Source organism: Erythrobacteraceae bacterium WH01K, from assembly GCA_027941995.1.
Lineage (GTDB): Bacteria > Pseudomonadota > Alphaproteobacteria > Sphingomonadales > Sphingomonadaceae > CAJXSN01.
In genome coordinates this window covers 1,431,017-1,446,638 of the sequence record CP115966.1, presented here as the reverse complement: position 1 = coordinate 1,446,638, position 15,622 = coordinate 1,431,017, and the positions used below count along the sequence as shown (strand labels likewise).

Below are 15,622 nucleotides of genomic sequence, written 5' to 3'. Positions count from 1 at the left end.
GTCGGCGCCGAATGCACATCCAGGCAATTCTCATGCAGATGATGAAGGGCCCCTCAGGACCCGGGAGAGGTGCCCAAGTGGCCACGACGATCGACCACGGTGATCCGGCGCGCCTTGGCATCGATGACGAGCCGTTCGGTCACGCCATTGCCCGGAAAGGCGACAACGTAGCGCGGATTGAGCGAGAGCATCTGCTCGTTGCGCTTGAATCCGGCGCGGGCACCAAGCCGACGATCAAGTGAGTAGGTCAGTTGCTGTACTTCGCGGCGCTCGGCCCAGCTCGCGGCCAGGCGATCGGCACCCTTGCCGTCGCCACCATGAACCAGGAAGAGATCAGGAACCACATCGCGAACCTTGTCCAGCGTCGCCCAAACATTTTCGGCATAACGCTTCGCATCCTCGGCGCTCTCGAAGCTTTGGCGACCACCGGCAAAGACTACCGGAGTGCCCTCCGGAATCAGGGCATGACGCCGGTTCTCCGCGCGTGCGCGGAGGAAATCGCGGGCATCGATCACGGCCGATGTGAGATTTCGCGAATGGTTCGTGCGCGAGCCGGAAACGGGCTTCCACGAGGAACCGGTCTCGTCGCGATAAAGTGCTGCCGTCGCCTCGCGCATTTGCTCGAAGGCCAGCATGCTGGCTTCGGCAGCCTGCGCGCGCTCGACCTGCTCTTCCAGATTGCTCGAATGCACTTCGGATCCATCAGCGGATGCCAGCAGAGTCCGGATCTCGTCGCTGGCCCGATCCAATTGAGCCGACTTACGGCTGGCTGCGCGGTGAAAGAGATTGACCATGCCCCAGGCAATATCCTCGGCATCAGCCTCCAAAGCAGTGTCGGAAAACATCGCGAAAAGGTCGGACCATACGGCGCCAAGTGTCTGGTCGATCGCGTCCTCGCAGGGAAAGTCGGTTGCATTGAATGGGGCGGGCCTGATGCTGAGGCTTGAAAGGTCAAGGCCGCTCAACTGGTCGATGAAGCTGTCGTACATGGGGTGTCTCCTGATCGCGGGGACAAGGAGAGGAGGCACCATTGCCTCGGCCCTGTCCGCCGGAGCCCGATCAGAGCCGGGAGAAGGGGCGAGACGCACCGCGCAGCGGGAAACCTGCGGCCCTAGGCTGGCGCGGGCAACACGGGCCGACGGGCCGCAGGTTGCGGCTCGCCACGACCGGCCCAAGGGCCTCTCCCGGCGGACTGGGATGAGGCAGGATCAGGAGCCGCTGTCGCAGGTGGATCGGGAGCGCTCGAAGATCGCTTCACCATTCGAGAACCGCCCAACCAGGCGCAGCTCACCAAACAGGTCGATGAACTTTCCTGACACCTGGGCGAGCCAGTGCCGTGCCCTTGCCGTTCTTGGGATGTAGAAATCCGCCTCCCAGTACCGGGCATCATCGCGTTCGGCGAGCCAGATCGCGGCGAGCCCGCAATAGGTCGATATGCCGCAATCGGCGAAGGCGTTTCGCAGGAGGATGCGGTCCTCGCGGCCGCGCCATCCATCGAAGCGTTCAAAGGAAGGAAAGGTCGCCTTCGTGATATCGATGACCTCGTCGACCAGGCACTCGTAGACCCAGTCGACATCGCCGCCTTCGCCCTCATCAAGCAGGCGAAAGGCCACCACGGAGCCAGTTGGATAGCTGACGGAACGTCCCATCTCACTGCTCCTCAGGCTGCATCAGAGAGATCGATGTCGGCCTCGCTATCGCAGGATTGGTGACCCCCAAGCTCGAGCAACAGGCTTGCCGCTTCCTCGGCCTTGGCCGCAGCGGTCAAGATCGCGCGCTCGTCCGATTTGAGGATCTTGAGCCAAGACGCGATGTAGCTGGCGTGATGGTCGAGATGGGTAACAGGAAGACCCAGTTCTGCCCCGAGAATGGCCGAGGAAAGTTCGGCGATCAGTTCCTCGGCGGCATAGGCGTCGCTGCCGAAGCGGTTCTTGAGATCGCGGTCGAGCCGCGAAGAGTGACCCGTCCAGTGCGAAAGCTCGTGTGCGAGCGTCGCATAGTATTGGTCGTAGGCTTCGAAGAGTTCGGCTGGCGGCATGGTGACCCGGTCGCGCAACGGCTCATAGTAAGCCTGCGCGCCATGGTGGCGCAGGTGTGCGCCGACATGAGCAAAGAAGGTATCAAGGCGATCTTCTCGTCCATAGGGCTCCAGCGCGGCAACCAGTGGCTCTGGATGGTAGAAGTCGGGGAGGCCGTCGCACTGGTCGGCATTGAACACGGCATAGGCCTTGAGCACGCGCCGGTTCTCGGTGTCAGCTTCGCCTTCGGCGCTCTCGACCTCCTTGGTGTAGCTCTTGTAAAAGATTGCGATGGTCGACTTTTCGCCCTTGCGGACCTGTCCGCCGAGCTGCTGGCGCTGGCGGTAGGTCATCCAGTAGGGCGAGGCGTAGCCACAGCCATCGGCCACCGTCCACAACCAGAAGGTGTTCATCCCGCGATAGGGGGTCCCGCAGGAGCGTAAGGGCCGCGAAACCGGTACGCCACGCCACGGCTTGACCCAGGGCTTTGTGCCTTGCTCGAGCTTTTCGATGATGGCAGCGGTAATGCGCTGGGCTGGCGAAGTCGAAGCACTGCGGCGATACTTGGTCATGGGAGTTCTCCTGATGGCCGGGACGGACATATCCCGGCTCAGGATGAGCAAAGCTGCCTCCTCTCTCCTTCAATGATGACCGTTATGCGCCCCAATTCTGGTCGTAGGCCGCACATTGCAAGGTGCCCGAAAGCGGACCGCTTGCTTTTCTGATCCGGCAGGCTGCGCCAATTTTGAGTGCTGGGTGGAAACCCGTTGGTCTGTAGCTTGAATTCGCTGGGCTAGCCTTCGCCCGCGAGGCTTTCCAATACCGGGCACCGATCATTGCTCGTGGTGCCACATTGCTCGATCAGTTTAGCGAGAGCGTTCTCCATACGCTCAAGGTCGGCCCGCTTCGCACGGATGTTTGCGAGGTGCTGTTCGGCGATCGATTGCACCTCATCGCAACGCACTTCCTGACCTGGCGTTAAGTCAAGCAATGCCCGCACCTCTTCGAGGGAAAATCCGAGTTCGCGCGCGCGCCGAATGAAGCGGAGGCGCTCCGTGTCGTGAGGACCATAGTCGCGGTAGGCGCCCCTTCTCGGCGGAGCATCGATAACGCCTATCCGTTCGTAATACCGGATTGTCTCGATGTTACACCCGGTCCGCTTCGCCACTTCGCCAATTTTCAAAGCCAACCTCTTGAGTCTGTAGTTGCTACAGACTGTAAATAGGTGTGCGAATCGAGGTTTGCAAAAGGACGATCGATGCGCGGCATCAGCACATGGTGGAACGGATTGGCGACGGGCGGAGGTATCTTTGCAGCCTTCGGGGCAGCTGCATGCTGTGCACTGCCCTTGATGCTCGCGTCGGTGGGTGTGGGCTCGGCGTGGCTTGGCAGCATCTCGCCGGTCCTGGCCCCCTATCGCGTCCCGTTGCTGACCCTGGCGTCGGCTCTTCTTCTCGCTGCGACCCTCCGTTTGCTCTGGCAGTTTCGGCAGGCACGAACATGCCCGGCGGACAGTGCATGCGGATCATCGACTTATCGAGCGCTGACCGCCATAGGAATTGCCATCGGTGCGGCGCTGCTGACAGGTGCCTTCCTCTATGGCTGATCCGATCCTGATCTCGCGCTTGCGCTGTCCCGAATGCGGTCATGAGGAGGACATGGAAATGCCGACCAACGCTTGCCTGTTCTTCCATAACTGCGCGGGTTGCGGCGTTCGCCTTCAGCCGCTCCAAGGCGATTGCTGCGTGTTTTGCTCGTACGGCACCGTTCCCTGCCCCCCAATACAGGAAGGGGATTGCTGCCATGGCTGAGGCTTTCGATTTCGTCGCCATCGGATCGGGAACTGCTGCGCAGGTCGCGGTCCACCAGATGGCCAACGCCGGGAAGCGCTGCGCGGTTATCGATTATCGGCCTTACGGTGGCACATGTGCGCTTCGAGGGTGCGACCCGAAAAAGATGATGGTGAGCGGAGAGGAAGCGCTCGCGGCATACAGGCGAATGAAGGGGAAGGGCATCAAGGGCTCGGTTTCAATTGATTGGGCCGACCTCCAGGCATTCAAGCGCAGCTTTACCGACCCCGTCCCTGAAAAGCAGGAAGCTCGCTACGAGCGTAAGGGCGTCGCGACTTTTCACGGCGCGGCACGCTTTGCTGGCCCCGACAGGATCGTGATAGGCGACCGGGAACTGAGTTTCTCGCACGCTCTTATCGCAACGGGAGCAGAGCCTCGACCGCTTGGGATCGAAGGTGAGGAATTGCTGATTCACAGCGATGCATTCCTAGAACTCAAAACCCTTCCAGATCGGATCGTATTCGTCGGCGGCGGATACATTGCCGCAGAATTTGCCCACCTCGCCGCGCGCGCCGGTGCAAAGGTCACAATCTTCCAACGAGGCCGCATTCTGAAAGCCTTCGACCCTGACACGGTCGATTGGCTCATGCCAAGTTTCGATGATCTCGGCATCGAAATTGTGGACGCTGAAGTGGACCGCGTAACGAAGAAAGGCAGCGTGCTGACCGTCCATGCTGGCGACCGCAGGATCGAAGGGAGCCTGGTGGTGCACGCTGCCGGAAGAATCCCTGCGATCGGCTCGCTCGATCTGGAGGCGGGAGACGTCGCCTGTGACGCGGGTCGCTTGGCACTTACCGCCCAGCTACGGAGCCAAAGTAACCCCAAGGTCTTCGCGGCAGGTGACGCTGCTGCAAATGGCCCGCCACTGACTCCAGTCTCCAGTAACGATGCCAAGGTCGTGGTAGAAAACATACTCGATGATACCGGTCGAACTCCGAACTATCGAGGGGTGCCAAGTGCACTTTTCACGGAGCCGCCGGCGGCCAGGGTCGGAATGCTGGAAAGCGAGGCGCGTGAGGCAGGGCTGGATTTCACGGTGCATGCTGGCTCGCACCCTGGTTGGTTCTCGGCGAGGCGGCTGAACGAAGAGATCTACGGCCACAAGCTGCTGGTCGAGAACGGAACGGGACGCATCCTTGGAGCCCACTTGGTCGGCCCTGACGCCGACGAGCTCGTCAATATCTTCGGCTTGGCCATGCGCCATGGGCTAAACGCGGACGACATCAAATCTACCATGTTCGCTTATCCGACGGCGGCCTCCGATGCAGGGTATATGTTGGGATGAGCAACGCGGAAGCCACCAACAAGCGTGACTTGGCCGCCAACCGTCTGCACCGTATCCTAATCTGGGGCGTGCCGTTTGCGGCGCTAATCGGCCTAAACTTTACCGCAGAACTTCTGCAACCGAACGAGAGGGTGGAAATCGCGGCGGTGCTGTTCCTATGGATGGGGGCGGCGTGCTCGTTAAACGCTTTGCGTTGCCGTCGGCTTCACTGCATGATCGCAGGGCCAACATTTCTGATTGGTGCTGCGCTTTTTGCCATGGTGGCATTCGGCTTGGCTGATTTCGGGAAACACGGTCCAAGCGTCATCATCTGGGTCACGTTTGGGGTAGTTGCTGGCAGCTTTATCGCCGAACGGATAGCAGGGAAGTATTGGCGAAGACCGGCGTAAGCTCAGGTTTCTGTTCACAGCGAAATAGAAACGAGACCCTCTCCACCAAGAACCTTTTCAAAGCGAACACGAGCGGGTGGTCTCGATCAAGCAGACTGCCGTCTGCTTCTGCTGCGCAGTCGCCTGGGAGCGGACTGTTAGCAACCGGCCCAAAATTTGACATGGAAAAGGCGGCCCGTCCCGATTGGGACGGACCGCCCGCCGAGTGACCTGGACCTGTCAGGAGGGGTCAGGCAGCCTGCTCGGCAATTTCGTCAGTTGCTTCCACGTTGGCCGCCTCGTCGCCTCCGTGGTCCGCCAGTTCGGCTTCTTCAGAACCGGCGAAACGCATTATAGGTGGAACCCAGGCCTGCGCCCGTTCCTTGACCTCGGGCTCGCCAATGAAGTTGCCGGAGAAGATGCGCTCGGCAGCGCTCGCCAGTTCGGCCTTCTTCGATGCGGCATAGCGACTGACGAGTTCGGGACCGCCGGCGCCATCGAGCGCTTCGAGCGTGCGAGCCTTGGCCACGCGGTCGAAGTAGTTGGCCGCCGTGGGACGCCACCAATGCGCGGTCTCGATTTCAAGTAACGAGCCAAGCGCCTCGTGCAGCGGCACCGAACGTTCGCCTTCGCACGCAAGGCTTGCAACTAGAGTGCGCGAGACGACATGGCCGAGCCAGGCCGAACGCGCCTCATCGGAAAGCGCCCGGAACCTCGCAAACCGCTTCACGTCGCATTCACCAGCACGCCAGCTTTCATCGAGCGACCCGGCAAACTCGGCCAGGGCAGCGCTCGCCGGCGCATCCTTGGCCTCAAACCCGGTGACCGGGCCGGAAGCGACAGAGCCGACCAGCGTCGACGCTTTCTTGGCGCGCCAGTCATGTCCATCGACATCGGCAAGCGTGAAGACCATGAAGTCGAGCGCCAGTGCCGGATCGTTGGCGAGATGGATCGCAAGGATGTCGCGGCGCTGCATGGCCAGTTCGTCGAGCAGGCGCTGGGACAGCGAGCTGCCCTTGGGCTTCGCCGCACCGCTCTCTTCAATGGCCTCGATCACGCCTTCGTCAGCGATGACTTCGGTCTCGGTGTAGAACTGCGGGACCAAGGTCGGCTCGCCATTGCGCGAGAGGACTAGGAAGGCACCAGCCTCGGATTTCAGTTCGTCAGCGAGGACCGGCGGCCGGTCATTGAGCGCGCGCATGGCGCGGTCGATGACGACGAGTTCCTGTTCGGCCTTGGCGACCTCGTCCTCGTCGCTGTCTTCGTCTTCGAGCACGGCGGCGACGCGGTCGTAGTCGGCCTCGAGCTCACCGAGCTCCTGCGCTTCCTGCTCGGTCATTGGCGCAGGCTCGCAGGGCAAGCGACCGAGACCTTCAACAAGGTCGTGGCTGACGTAGTTGCCAAGCGTCGGCCGGACCCAGGCAAGGCCAAATTCGAGCGCGGTCTTTTCTGCGGCTTCGTCCATGGCCTTGTGCGCGAGGTCTTCGAGCAGCGCGACATCGATCCAGCTCTCGCTGGCGTCATCGTCGAACAGTTTGCGCTCAATCCGGCCGCCTGCGGCGAGATAGGCATCGCGTCCGACAAGCACGGCCCGCGGATCGGAACCACGCACCGTGGCATCAAGCACCATGCGGCGGATCGTGTCAGGCGTGATCTGGTACCAGGCATCCTGCAGCTCGGCATAGACATGCGCCTGGCGCTCGACGTCGGAGATCGCGCCGTAGGCCTTGGCCATGTCGAGCGTGATCGTGCCTTCGGCGAGCGCTTCGAAGACGCAGGGTGCCAGACTTGCCAAACGCAGGCGCCCTTCGACGAACCGGACGGTGAGGCCGAAGCGTCGCGCTACGTCTTCCGTCGTAGCTCCTGCTTCGATGATGGAGGCGAAGGCCTGCGCCTCGTCGGCCGGGTTCATCGCGAGTCGCTGGAAGTTCTCGGCGAGGCTGGCTTCGCGCACTTCGCTTTCCTCGCCTTCGATCACGAGGCAGGTGACTTCGTGCGTGTCAGGCAAGGTGCCCTCTTCGGCCAGCGCCTGCAGCGCGGCGAGACGGCGACCGCCGGCCTCGACTTCGAATTTGCCGCGCTTTCCTTTGCGCACGACGAGGTTCTGCAGCAGGCCGCGCGCAGCAATGTCTACCCGCAGCTGGAGGTCGGCCAGCACGTCGCTCGACTTGCGAACGTTGCGCGGGCTCGGGACGAGCTTCTTCAAGGGAATCGAATGGATCATGGGTGTTCTCCTGATGGAATGAAGGCGCAGGTGAGGATCACGAGGCCCACAAGCCCAAAGGGCTCCCTCCACTCTCATTCTGAGATTGGGGTCTGCCCTAAGGATCAGGCGGCAAGCGCGGGGAGGACCGACGAGGCTCTCGACACCGGGACGAACAGCCGCGTGCGGTAGCGGATGATCTCGGTGAAGCAGCCCTTGTTCTTGTACCAGTCGAGCCGATCGGGGGAGAAGCCGATCAGTTCAAGGCGCTGTTCGCCGCCGACCAGCGAGCGTTTCACGGTGAGTGGATCATGGCTAGCAAGGCCCAGCGGTTTGCCGCTGGCAATCACAAGCGCGCCGATCTGTTCTGCCGATGGTCCGGTAACCCCGGATAGACCAAAGGTATCGGCGATCGCAGCGAGATCGATATCGAGCACTTCGCGACCGATGATCGACTGACCATCTTCGGCAACGAGCCGGGTGACCCGAACATGATCGCCTGGGAGGCGCTTCCAGACCGGAAGCAGAAGTCCGGTAGCGAAATGGACTCGCTCAGTGACCGGTGATTTGGCCGCCTCTTCTTCCTCGGCCCGCCAGGCGCTGGTGAACGCAGAGACGCCAATTTCCTCCCAGTGGCTCTCAGCGAGTGCCTCAAGGGTCCAGTTCGCGGACTTGAGCGGGCGCAGCAGGCGCCTGCGTTCAATCACGGCCCCGTCGTCGGCGATGAGGCGACGGGCTGGAACCGACAGCGCGACCTTGCCTGACCGCATATTGCGCATCGGGATCGCGTGCCGACTGCCGATCTCGTGCATCCGCACCAGGCGCTGCAATTGCAGAGGCCGAAGGTGCCTCGTCACTTCGAGCGAGACGAGGCGGGTCTCGGCTCGGGTCACGGGATCGGTGCGCAGGAGTTCATCTGCCAGGACCGTAAAATGATCGACCCTCACGGTTTCCAGTCCCTGGTCGAGCGTTCCGGCCTCGCGCGCAGCTTCGATCCGCGCTTCGACAAGTCCGAGATACTCCTCGAAGATCGCGTTCTGGAGCGCGATCGGCAGCGCAAGAATGCGGTTGAGCCAGCGTTGGATCGTGGGGAGATTGTCGGTCAGTCCACCATCTGGACTTTCGAGCCGGAGGCCCGTTCGCTCGACGAAGTTGCCGAATGTGGTGGCTTCGAGCCTGCCGTCATAAAGCAGCTGGAACCATCGGGTGAGCGCGTCGCGCGCATAGTCGCTTTCGAGATTGTCTGCCGGGTCGAACAGGTTTTGTCCGCCGGTCTGGCGCTGGCCGCGCGTCAGCGCGCCTAATGCGTCGAGCCTTCGCGCAATGGTCGATATGAACCGGCGCTCGCCCTTCACGTCGGTGGTTACCGGCCGGAACAGCGGAGCCGAGGCCTGGTTGGTGCGGTTGGTACGACCGAGACCCTGGATAGCGTTGTCGGCGCGCCAGCCCGGCTCGAGCAGGAAATGGACCCGGCGTTGCTGGTTCCGGCAGCCGAGGTCGGCATGGTAGGAACGCCCCGTACCGCCCGCATCCGAGAAGACCAGGATGCGCTTGGTCCCTTCCATGAAGCTTTGGGCTTCGGCGACATTGGCGCTGGGGCTACGCCGTTCGAGGCGCTGCTCACCATCGCGGCCCAGGACAAGCCTGCGGGTCCGGCCCGTGACTTCGGCCACGGCGTCGGTTCCGAAATGTTCGATAATCGCATCGAGCGCAGTGGCGATGGGCGGCAGTGCGCAAAGCTGTTCGATCAGCGCATCGCGCGCAGCAATTGCGCGCGGGCAGAAAACGGGATTGCCCTCTCCGTCGCTCATCGCCTCGGAGCGAAGATTGCCGTCCTCGTCGGCGAAGACCTGCATCAATCGTATCGGGAAGCTCTTCGTAAGGTAGTCGATGACGTATTCACGCGGGGACAGATCGATATCGAGAGCTTCGCGTTCTTCCACGGTAAGGTCGGCAAGGCGCCGGTCGAGCATGGCCTCGGCGGTCGAGACCAGCTGCACGACAACCGAATGCTCTTCGCCAAGCGCTACTTCCATCGCGGGGATCAGGCTCGGCAATTTCATCGAAAGCAGGAGCTGGGCAAAGAAGCGCTGCTTGGTGCCTTCGAAGATCGATAGCGCCGCAGTCTTGGCATTGCGGTTGAGCGTGTCGCCGCTGTCCTCGTCGACCACGCGGGTTGCTTCGAGCGCCGCTTCGAGGTTGCGGTGGATGATCGCCCAGGCATCAGCATAGGCATCGTAGATCCGTACCTGTGCTTCGGTCAGGCTATGTTCGAGGATGTCGTACTCGACCCCGGCGAAGGACAGCGCACGGGCAAGATAGAGGCCCTGGGCCTTGAGATCACGGGCGACGAGCTCCATCGCCGCGACGCCGCCAGCGCGGATCTCGGTCATGAATGCCTCGTGGGTCGGAAAAGCGGTCTCGGGTCCCCAAAGGCCGAGGCGGGAAGTGTAACCGAGGTTGGCAATATCCGAAGCGCCAGTGGCAGAAGCATAGAGCACGCGGGCGCGCGGGAGATGGTTCTGCAGCCTGAGGCCCGCCATCCCTTGTTCGGAGCCCTTGGCCTTGCCGCGGATTGAAGAGCCCCCGAGCGCATTGGCCATGGCGTGGGCTTCGTCGAAAGCGATCACGCCATCGAAATCCTCGCCCGCCCAGGCAAGGATCTGGTCGAGCCGCGTATCGTCGGCGCGCCCCGAGCGCAGCGTCGGGTAGGTGACGAAGAGAATGCCTTCGGACATCGTGACGGGCTGGCCGAGTTTCCAGCGCGAGAGCGGCTGGAGATCGAGCGGCAGCCCGCCAAGCGCTTCCCAGTCGCGGCGTGCATCTTCGAGCAGCGCCTCGTTCTTGGTGATCCAGACATGGCGGCGCTCGCCTGCGAGCCAGCGATCCATGATGACTGCGGCGATCTGTCGTCCCTTGCCCGCTCCGGTTCCGTCGCCGAGGAAGAAGCCCTGTCGGTAGGCGTGCCCATTCCCCGACAATTCGAGCGAGGTGCCTTCCTGGCTGACCTTGAAGCGCCCCGGGAGATCGCGTGCGAATGCCTGGGCAGCATAGACCAGTGTCTCGCATTGCGCTTCGGACAAGAGGCCATTGGCCTGCCAATTTGCGGGGAGACGCGGGCTAACGTTCGGCTGCGGAGCCGCAACCGACCCCATGGCGACCGATTCCACGAGTGGGGTGGGATGAACCGGCGCGCCTTCGAAAGCGATTCGGCTTGGCCGGTAAGGTAGGTAGATGCCTGTCTGTTCGGGCACCGGCGCGGGTTCGGCGAGGACCGAATAGGTGAGGTCGATCGCATTCGCTGCGGCTTTTGATGTCGCTGCGAAAGGCGCCAACGGCCGGACCGGCGTGCGTTGGTTCGAAGTCTTGCCAACGAGGCGCAATGGTTTTCCGACTGGCAGGCGATGGAGGTTGGCGGATATATTCGCCCTTGGCGAAAGCTTCGTGACAAGCGCGTGGAGCGCGATCAGGTCGCAGGTATCCCCGTTGATTGCGGGCGAAGACGCAGTCGGCGTCTTGTCGATGACGACCAGGCGAACGGCAATCCCCGTCCCTGTCCGGCGAAACATCTGCTGCAAGCGAACATGGAGGAGCAGCGACGCTTCTTGCTGTGACTTGGCGAAAGTGGAAGCATCGAAGCCTTCGGGCATGATGGCGACTATCCTTGCGCCACTGGCCGCGGCCCGGATTGCACTACGAAGGTGGCGCTGCGCCGTCTCGCCATCCTTGCCGCGTTCTTGGCTACGCGCGAACGGCGGATTCATCAGGACGACCGACGGAATGGGGCCGCGATGCAGGTCGGCGATCAGTTCCCCGTCATGCGCAGTGATCGTGGCCGAAGGGAAGATGTGGGCCAGACCATCTCGTCTTGCCGGATCGATCTCGTTGAGGAGCAGCGAAGCATTCTGGAGGGAGCTCCAGAGAGCGAGGGCGCCATTGCCGGCGGATGGTTCGAGGAGTGTGTCTTGCGCGCATAAAGCTGCAGCCTTCGCCATCAGCCAAGCCAGCATCGGCGGGGTCGAGAACTGCTGGAGCTCGACCTGTGTTTCGCTGCGCACATGCCGCGGCGGCAAGGCTGCTTCGAGCCAGTCGAGCCGCGCGTCGGCTTCGTGCACGCTTGTTGCCAGATCGATGCATGAGGACTCCCTAAGCCAGAGCAGTGCGCCGATCTCGACCGCGTTGTTGTAGTCATCGATGGTCCAGGCGCTTCCCCAGTCCGGGGTGCCGGTCTCTTCGGCGAACAGCCCGGAAATGTCGGCACGGGTAAGATGCCGTCCCGAAGCGAGTAGTTCGGCAACTCGGGTGCCGATAGCGTAGGCCAAAGGCATTGACGGCAACTGCTCGCCGGTGGGAAACAGGTCTGATTGAAACATGGCAATTCGTCCTCCTGATGAAGGCATCGGGATACGCCCTCTGCCGGATCAGGAATTCGAGAAGCCCTCTCTCCTCTACGGCGCCGCCTTGCGGCGCAGCCATGCCGTGAGTTCGTCGTTCCAATCGGTGTCGCGTGATGACGGTTTGCGGACATGTACCGTGCGTCCATCGCAAGCATAGGCGGACAGGCCACGCGACGCAGCCAGCTCGCCGCCAGCGTCGTGATCGACGAAGAGATGAAGCTCGGTCACGCTCTCGGGCACACTGACGAGGCCGAAGCGCTCATTCCCGAGGGTCGCCCAGACGGGGACACCGGTGAGAGCATAAGCCGACATTGCGCTTTCAATGCCTTCAGCAAGGCCGAGCTTGCCAGAGGCCGGAGCGAAGAGGCGGACAGCAGATTCACCGAGCGCGCCAAGCGCGCGTTTCGGCTTGTCGAAAGCGGCCTTGGTATTGCCCGAAAGGAACGTGCGATGGACGGCGACCGGCCCCTCGTCGAGGCTGACTGCCGCGATCAGGGCGGGCAAAAAGCGGGTCCGTCCTTTTGGACCAAGCGGCGTTCGTGGATGGAAGCGGAGCGCTGGAGATGCGGCGAGGATGCCGCGGCTCTCAAGATATTCCTTTGCCGGACTGGCACGCAGTGGCTGTGCATCGCGCCAGATCCTCAGCGCTGCCGCCGAGGGTTTGCGGGTGCTGGTCGGTTCGGGGCCGTTGGTGGTCGCAGAAGCTGAAAAAAGCGCCGGTGCCTCGAATCCTTCACGCGCCAATGCAGACAACACGCTCTGCTGATCGCATCCCGCAAAGCAATGGAAGAGGATGGCCTGTCGGCCGAGCGACACACCGAGTGACGGCGTGCGATCATCATGCGCAGGGCAGCAGGCCATGCCCTTGGTGCCGGACCACTTGCCGCCCCGGCTTTCGCAGATCTTGCGGGCGGTGTCCTCAAGCGAGGTACGTGACAGGGTTGAATTCGAAACGGGCATACCGGCTCCATCGCCTCACAATTGCCCCTCCAACCGACCCTCTCTCCTCTCGGATAAGCACGCAAAAAAGCGTTTTCCTACACCTATTTGTTCTATTTATGTTCTCTTGCAGATCGAGGCAAGGTGAAAGGTTATGCGATGCGAATGTATCTGGTGGCCTGCGGTTGCGGTGCGCTAGCGATTGCGATAGCGATAGCGATTTCCGGGTCTGCGCGGGCGCGGGAGTTTCAAGTCTTCGACCATGACCTCAGCAAAGTTGAGGTTACAACCGACAAAGGTCTTGGCTTTAACCCGACTGCAATCGACTTGGCCAAACCAGAAGGCGGCAAGGCTTATATCGATAGAAGCTTCAAGGAAGCTTTGTACGAGCCACTCATCCGGCAAGCTGAAGCGCGATACCAATTACCGCCTCGACTGCTTCAGGCCCTGATTTGGCAGGAATCGCGGTTCAACCCGATGGCGATCAGTCCGGCTGGCGCCGCTGGTCTCGCTCAACTGATGCCGGGAACGGCAAGAGAACTCGGTGTCAGCAATCGCCACGATCCGGCTCAGAACATCGACGGTGGCGCGCGGTATCTGAAGCAGATGCTAGAGCGCTTTGGTGCGATCCATCTCGCGCTGGCCGCCTACAACGCTGGACCCGGCGCCGTGTCGCGAGCCGGCGGGATACCGAAAAATCGGGAAACGCCTGGATATGTGAAGAGCGTTATCGACCGATGGATGGCATACAGCTCGATATGACTACGAATCGGAAAAGGATCAGCGGACGGCTCGAGCATCTTCCTCGGGGAGCTGCAATTGTAACCGATGCCGGTGATCACTGGGTTCTTGAAGACTATGAACCCTCAAACGATGACTTCGGATTTGAAGTTACCGCAGAGGGTATTGTCGTCGGGTTCGACCGGCTTCGCGTCGAATGGCTTGGTCAGGTGTCCGCTTAGGAGCAGGTCAAGCGGCCCTCAAGACCGCAATGTTTTGCGGCTTGCCGCCGATGGAGTCGAGGAAGTCTGCCCAATCCTGCAACATTGCACGCCGAGGAGCGAGATATTCGGCAGCATTGTATGCTCCGCGAACTTCGTTTTCTTCGCTGTGTGCCAATTGCAGTTCGACCCAGTCTTCATGATATCGACGGATCCACATCGGGGGATCGCCGACCTCGACAAGCTGCTCATTCGCCCAGGTGCTCGCCAGACCCCTGAAGCCGTGAACAGTTTGCCGCCCGTGGTAACCGAGCCGATAGAGGCCATAGATCATCGTATTCTCTGAGAGCGGCATCTTGGGCTTCTGGCCTGGAAAGACGTATTTACCTTCGGACTTGCTGATCAAATCCTGAGCAAGAGAAGCGGCTTGTCGCGACAGTGGCACGATATGCTCGCGGCCCATTTTCATCCGGTCAGCGCCAATGCGCCATACTGGTGAAGGTCCACCCATATCTTCGAACTCGTGCTTCTTGGCGAATCGAAGCTCCTTCGTCCGCACCCATGTAAGAAGAGCGAAATTCAATGCTGCCCGGGTAATCTCGGAGCGTCTCTCACCCTCTTCTTGATATTGCCCGATCTTAATCATCAGCTCGGGTAGCTGCGCGAGAGGTAGCTTCGCCATATGCTTGACCCGAGGCCGTGGCTTCAGTGCCCCGCGAAGATGCGCAGTAGGGTCGGAATCACAAAGGCCGCTGGCAATAGCGAACTGGAACACCTGTCCAATACATTGCTTTGCCCGCCGACTGATGTCGAGCGCGCCGCGCTCTTCGATTTTCCGAATGACCTTTAGCACTTCTGGTGGAGTGATCTCATGCATCATGAGCTCGCCCAAGTCAGGAAACACATCCTGGTCCATGCGTGACCAGACACGCTTCGCATGCGCGGGATCGAGACTACTTGCTCTGTTCTGATGCCACATGGTGGCGATCGCCCTGAAGGTCTTGGCCTCTTCGAAGTCCCGACCCGGTTTGTGGACCATCGGGTCCCTGCCCTCAGCCAGCACACCTTTGGCAACTTTCTTGAGTTCTCTTGCTGCCGCTATTCCTACTTCGGGATAGGCGCCGAAAGAAAGCAGCTTCTCCTTACCGTGGTAACGGTATTTCAGCCGCCAGAGCTTCGAGCCGTTCTTTTGAACAAGGAGGAATAGACCCTCCCCATCCGCAAGCTTGTATGGGCGCTCTGCCGCCTTCGCTTTTTTGATCTGAATCTCACTCAAGGCCATTGGGGGTATCGCTCCTTTTCGCTACCCCCGGAAAATACCCCCAAAATACCCCCACACCAAATCCGGCTTCAAGCGAATGCAAGCGCACGCAAGCGGACGCGAATCGCTCACATCATTCTGTTTTAATTGAATTTTGCGGATGCATGCGGCCCCAAGCGAACCCATGCGGATTCGAGAATGGTAGCGGAGGAGGGACTCGAACCCCCGACACGCGGATTATGATTCCGCTGCTCTAACCACCTGAGCTACTCCGCCCCGCAGGGCCAGGCGAGCCAATGTGGCTCGCGGCAGGCGGCGCTCTTACGGCGGCGTTTTCCTCCGGTCAACAGCGCGTTTTGC

The 15,622-nt window shown here is 61.3% G+C and carries 14 protein-coding genes and 1 tRNA gene; 6 read left to right on the top strand and 9 right to left on the bottom strand.

Annotation, left to right across the window (positions count from 1 at the left end; all coding sequences use genetic code 11):
* Positions 1-53: 53 nt before the first annotated feature.
* The 4 genes from PF049_07185 to PF049_07170 form a co-directional block, all read right to left on the bottom strand.
* Positions 54-989, bottom strand: coding sequence for a DUF2493 domain-containing protein (locus PF049_07185; protein ID WBY15402.1), 936 nt, complete (start codon positions 987-989; stop codon positions 54-56).
* A 219-nt stretch (positions 990-1,208) separates the two neighbouring features.
* Positions 1,209-1,649, bottom strand: coding sequence for a hypothetical protein (locus tag PF049_07180; protein WBY15401.1), 441 nt, complete (start codon positions 1,647-1,649; stop codon positions 1,209-1,211).
* An 11-nt stretch (positions 1,650-1,660) separates the two neighbouring features.
* Positions 1,661-2,590 carry a zincin-like metallopeptidase domain-containing protein gene (locus PF049_07175; protein ID WBY15400.1) on the bottom strand — a complete coding sequence of 310 codons (930 nt, stop codon included), beginning with the start codon at positions 2,588-2,590 and terminating at the stop codon, positions 1,661-1,663.
* 221 nt (positions 2,591-2,811) lie between these two features.
* Positions 2,812-3,201, bottom strand: coding sequence for a helix-turn-helix domain-containing protein (locus PF049_07170; protein WBY15399.1), 390 nt, complete (start codon positions 3,199-3,201; stop codon positions 2,812-2,814).
* 75 nt (positions 3,202-3,276) lie between these two features.
* On the opposite strand from PF049_07170, the gene PF049_07165 reads away from it, so the two are divergent.
* Genes PF049_07165 through PF049_07150 form a run of 4 tightly spaced genes read left to right on the top strand, consistent with a single transcriptional unit; the run spans position 3,277 to position 5,542 of the window.
* The gene (locus tag PF049_07165) at positions 3,277-3,624 is read left to right on the top strand and encodes a mercuric transporter MerT family protein (protein WBY15398.1); all 348 of its coding nucleotides are present in this window, start codon (positions 3,277-3,279) and stop codon (positions 3,622-3,624) included.
* A 58-nt stretch (positions 3,625-3,682) separates the two neighbouring features.
* On the top strand, positions 3,683-3,829 hold the full coding sequence (locus tag PF049_07160; protein ID WBY17876.1) for a GDCCVxC domain-containing (seleno)protein: 147 nt from the start codon (positions 3,683-3,685) through the stop codon (positions 3,827-3,829).
* Positions 3,822-5,153, top strand: a complete 1,332-nt coding sequence (locus PF049_07155) for an NAD(P)/FAD-dependent oxidoreductase (protein WBY15397.1) — start codon at positions 3,822-3,824, stop codon at positions 5,151-5,153. The genes PF049_07160 and PF049_07155 overlap by 8 nt, the downstream gene beginning before the upstream one ends.
* Positions 5,150-5,542: a hypothetical protein gene (locus tag PF049_07150; protein ID WBY15396.1), complete on the top strand. Its 393-nt coding sequence runs from the start codon at positions 5,150-5,152 to the stop codon at positions 5,540-5,542. Before PF049_07155 ends, PF049_07150 begins: the two co-directional genes overlap by 4 nt.
* Positions 5,543-5,771: 229 nt before the next feature.
* Here the strand turns inward: PF049_07150 and PF049_07145 are convergent, their stop codons facing one another.
* The 3 genes from PF049_07145 to PF049_07135 form a co-directional block, all read right to left on the bottom strand.
* Positions 5,772-7,745 (bottom strand): ParB/RepB/Spo0J family partition protein, encoded by a 1,974-nt coding sequence (locus tag PF049_07145; protein WBY15395.1) that lies wholly within the window; start codon positions 7,743-7,745, stop codon positions 5,772-5,774.
* A gap of 104 nt (positions 7,746-7,849) precedes the next feature.
* Complete coding sequence (locus PF049_07140; GenBank protein WBY15394.1) at positions 7,850-12,097, bottom strand: strawberry notch family protein; 4,248 nt, start codon at positions 12,095-12,097, stop codon at positions 7,850-7,852.
* A gap of 75 nt (positions 12,098-12,172) precedes the next feature.
* Complete coding sequence (locus tag PF049_07135) at positions 12,173-13,081, bottom strand: toprim domain-containing protein (GenBank protein ID WBY15393.1); 909 nt, start codon at positions 13,079-13,081, stop codon at positions 12,173-12,175.
* A gap of 138 nt (positions 13,082-13,219) precedes the next feature.
* Between PF049_07135 and PF049_07130 the strand changes: the two genes are divergently transcribed.
* Positions 13,220-13,822: a lytic transglycosylase domain-containing protein gene (locus PF049_07130; protein WBY17875.1), complete on the top strand. Its 603-nt coding sequence runs from the start codon at positions 13,220-13,222 to the stop codon at positions 13,820-13,822.
* A complete protein-coding gene (locus PF049_07125; protein ID WBY17874.1) occupies positions 13,819-14,022 on the top strand; it encodes a DUF5818 domain-containing protein in 204 nt (67 codons plus the stop codon). Before PF049_07130 ends, PF049_07125 begins: the two co-directional genes overlap by 4 nt.
* Positions 14,023-14,029: 7 nt before the next feature.
* On the opposite strand, the gene PF049_07120 is transcribed toward PF049_07125, so the two are convergent.
* Together PF049_07120 and PF049_07115 are read right to left on the bottom strand one after the other, a co-directional pair.
* A complete protein-coding gene (locus PF049_07120) occupies positions 14,030-15,283 on the bottom strand; it encodes an integrase arm-type DNA-binding domain-containing protein (protein ID WBY15392.1) in 1,254 nt (417 codons plus the stop codon).
* 178 nt (positions 15,284-15,461) lie between these two features.
* Positions 15,462-15,538: transfer RNA gene (locus PF049_07115), tRNA-Met, on the bottom strand.
* Positions 15,539-15,622: the final 84 nt, after the last annotated feature.

What these genes read in the sequence shown, in the direction of transcription:
- PF049_07185 (WBY15402.1), bottom strand. Translation starts at nt 989, where the DNA reads ATGTACGACAGCTTCATCGACCAGTTGAGCGGCCTTGACCTTTCAAGC.
- PF049_07180 (WBY15401.1), bottom strand. Translation starts at nt 1,649, where the DNA reads ATGGGACGTTCCGTCAGCTATCCAACTGGCTCCGTGGTGGCCTTTCGC.
- PF049_07175 (WBY15400.1), bottom strand. Translation starts at nt 2,590, where the DNA reads ATGACCAAGTATCGCCGCAGTGCTTCGACTTCGCCAGCCCAGCGCATT.
- PF049_07165 (WBY15398.1), top strand. Translation starts at nt 3,277, where the DNA reads ATGCGCGGCATCAGCACATGGTGGAACGGATTGGCGACGGGCGGAGGT.
- PF049_07160 (WBY17876.1), top strand. Translation starts at nt 3,683, where the DNA reads ATGCCGACCAACGCTTGCCTGTTCTTCCATAACTGCGCGGGTTGCGGC.
- PF049_07155 (WBY15397.1), top strand. Translation starts at nt 3,822, where the DNA reads ATGGCTGAGGCTTTCGATTTCGTCGCCATCGGATCGGGAACTGCTGCG.
- PF049_07150 (WBY15396.1), top strand. Translation starts at nt 5,150, where the DNA reads ATGAGCAACGCGGAAGCCACCAACAAGCGTGACTTGGCCGCCAACCGT.
- PF049_07145 (WBY15395.1), bottom strand. Translation starts at nt 7,745, where the DNA reads ATGATCCATTCGATTCCCTTGAAGAAGCTCGTCCCGAGCCCGCGCAAC.
- PF049_07140 (WBY15394.1), bottom strand. Translation starts at nt 12,097, where the DNA reads ATGTTTCAATCAGACCTGTTTCCCACCGGCGAGCAGTTGCCGTCAATG.
- PF049_07135 (WBY15393.1), bottom strand. Translation starts at nt 13,081, where the DNA reads ATGCCCGTTTCGAATTCAACCCTGTCACGTACCTCGCTTGAGGACACC.
- PF049_07130 (WBY17875.1), top strand. Translation starts at nt 13,220, where the DNA reads ATGCGAATGTATCTGGTGGCCTGCGGTTGCGGTGCGCTAGCGATTGCG.
- PF049_07125 (WBY17874.1), top strand. Translation starts at nt 13,819, where the DNA reads ATGACTACGAATCGGAAAAGGATCAGCGGACGGCTCGAGCATCTTCCT.
- PF049_07120 (WBY15392.1), bottom strand. Translation starts at nt 15,283, where the DNA reads ATGGCCTTGAGTGAGATTCAGATCAAAAAAGCGAAGGCGGCAGAGCGC.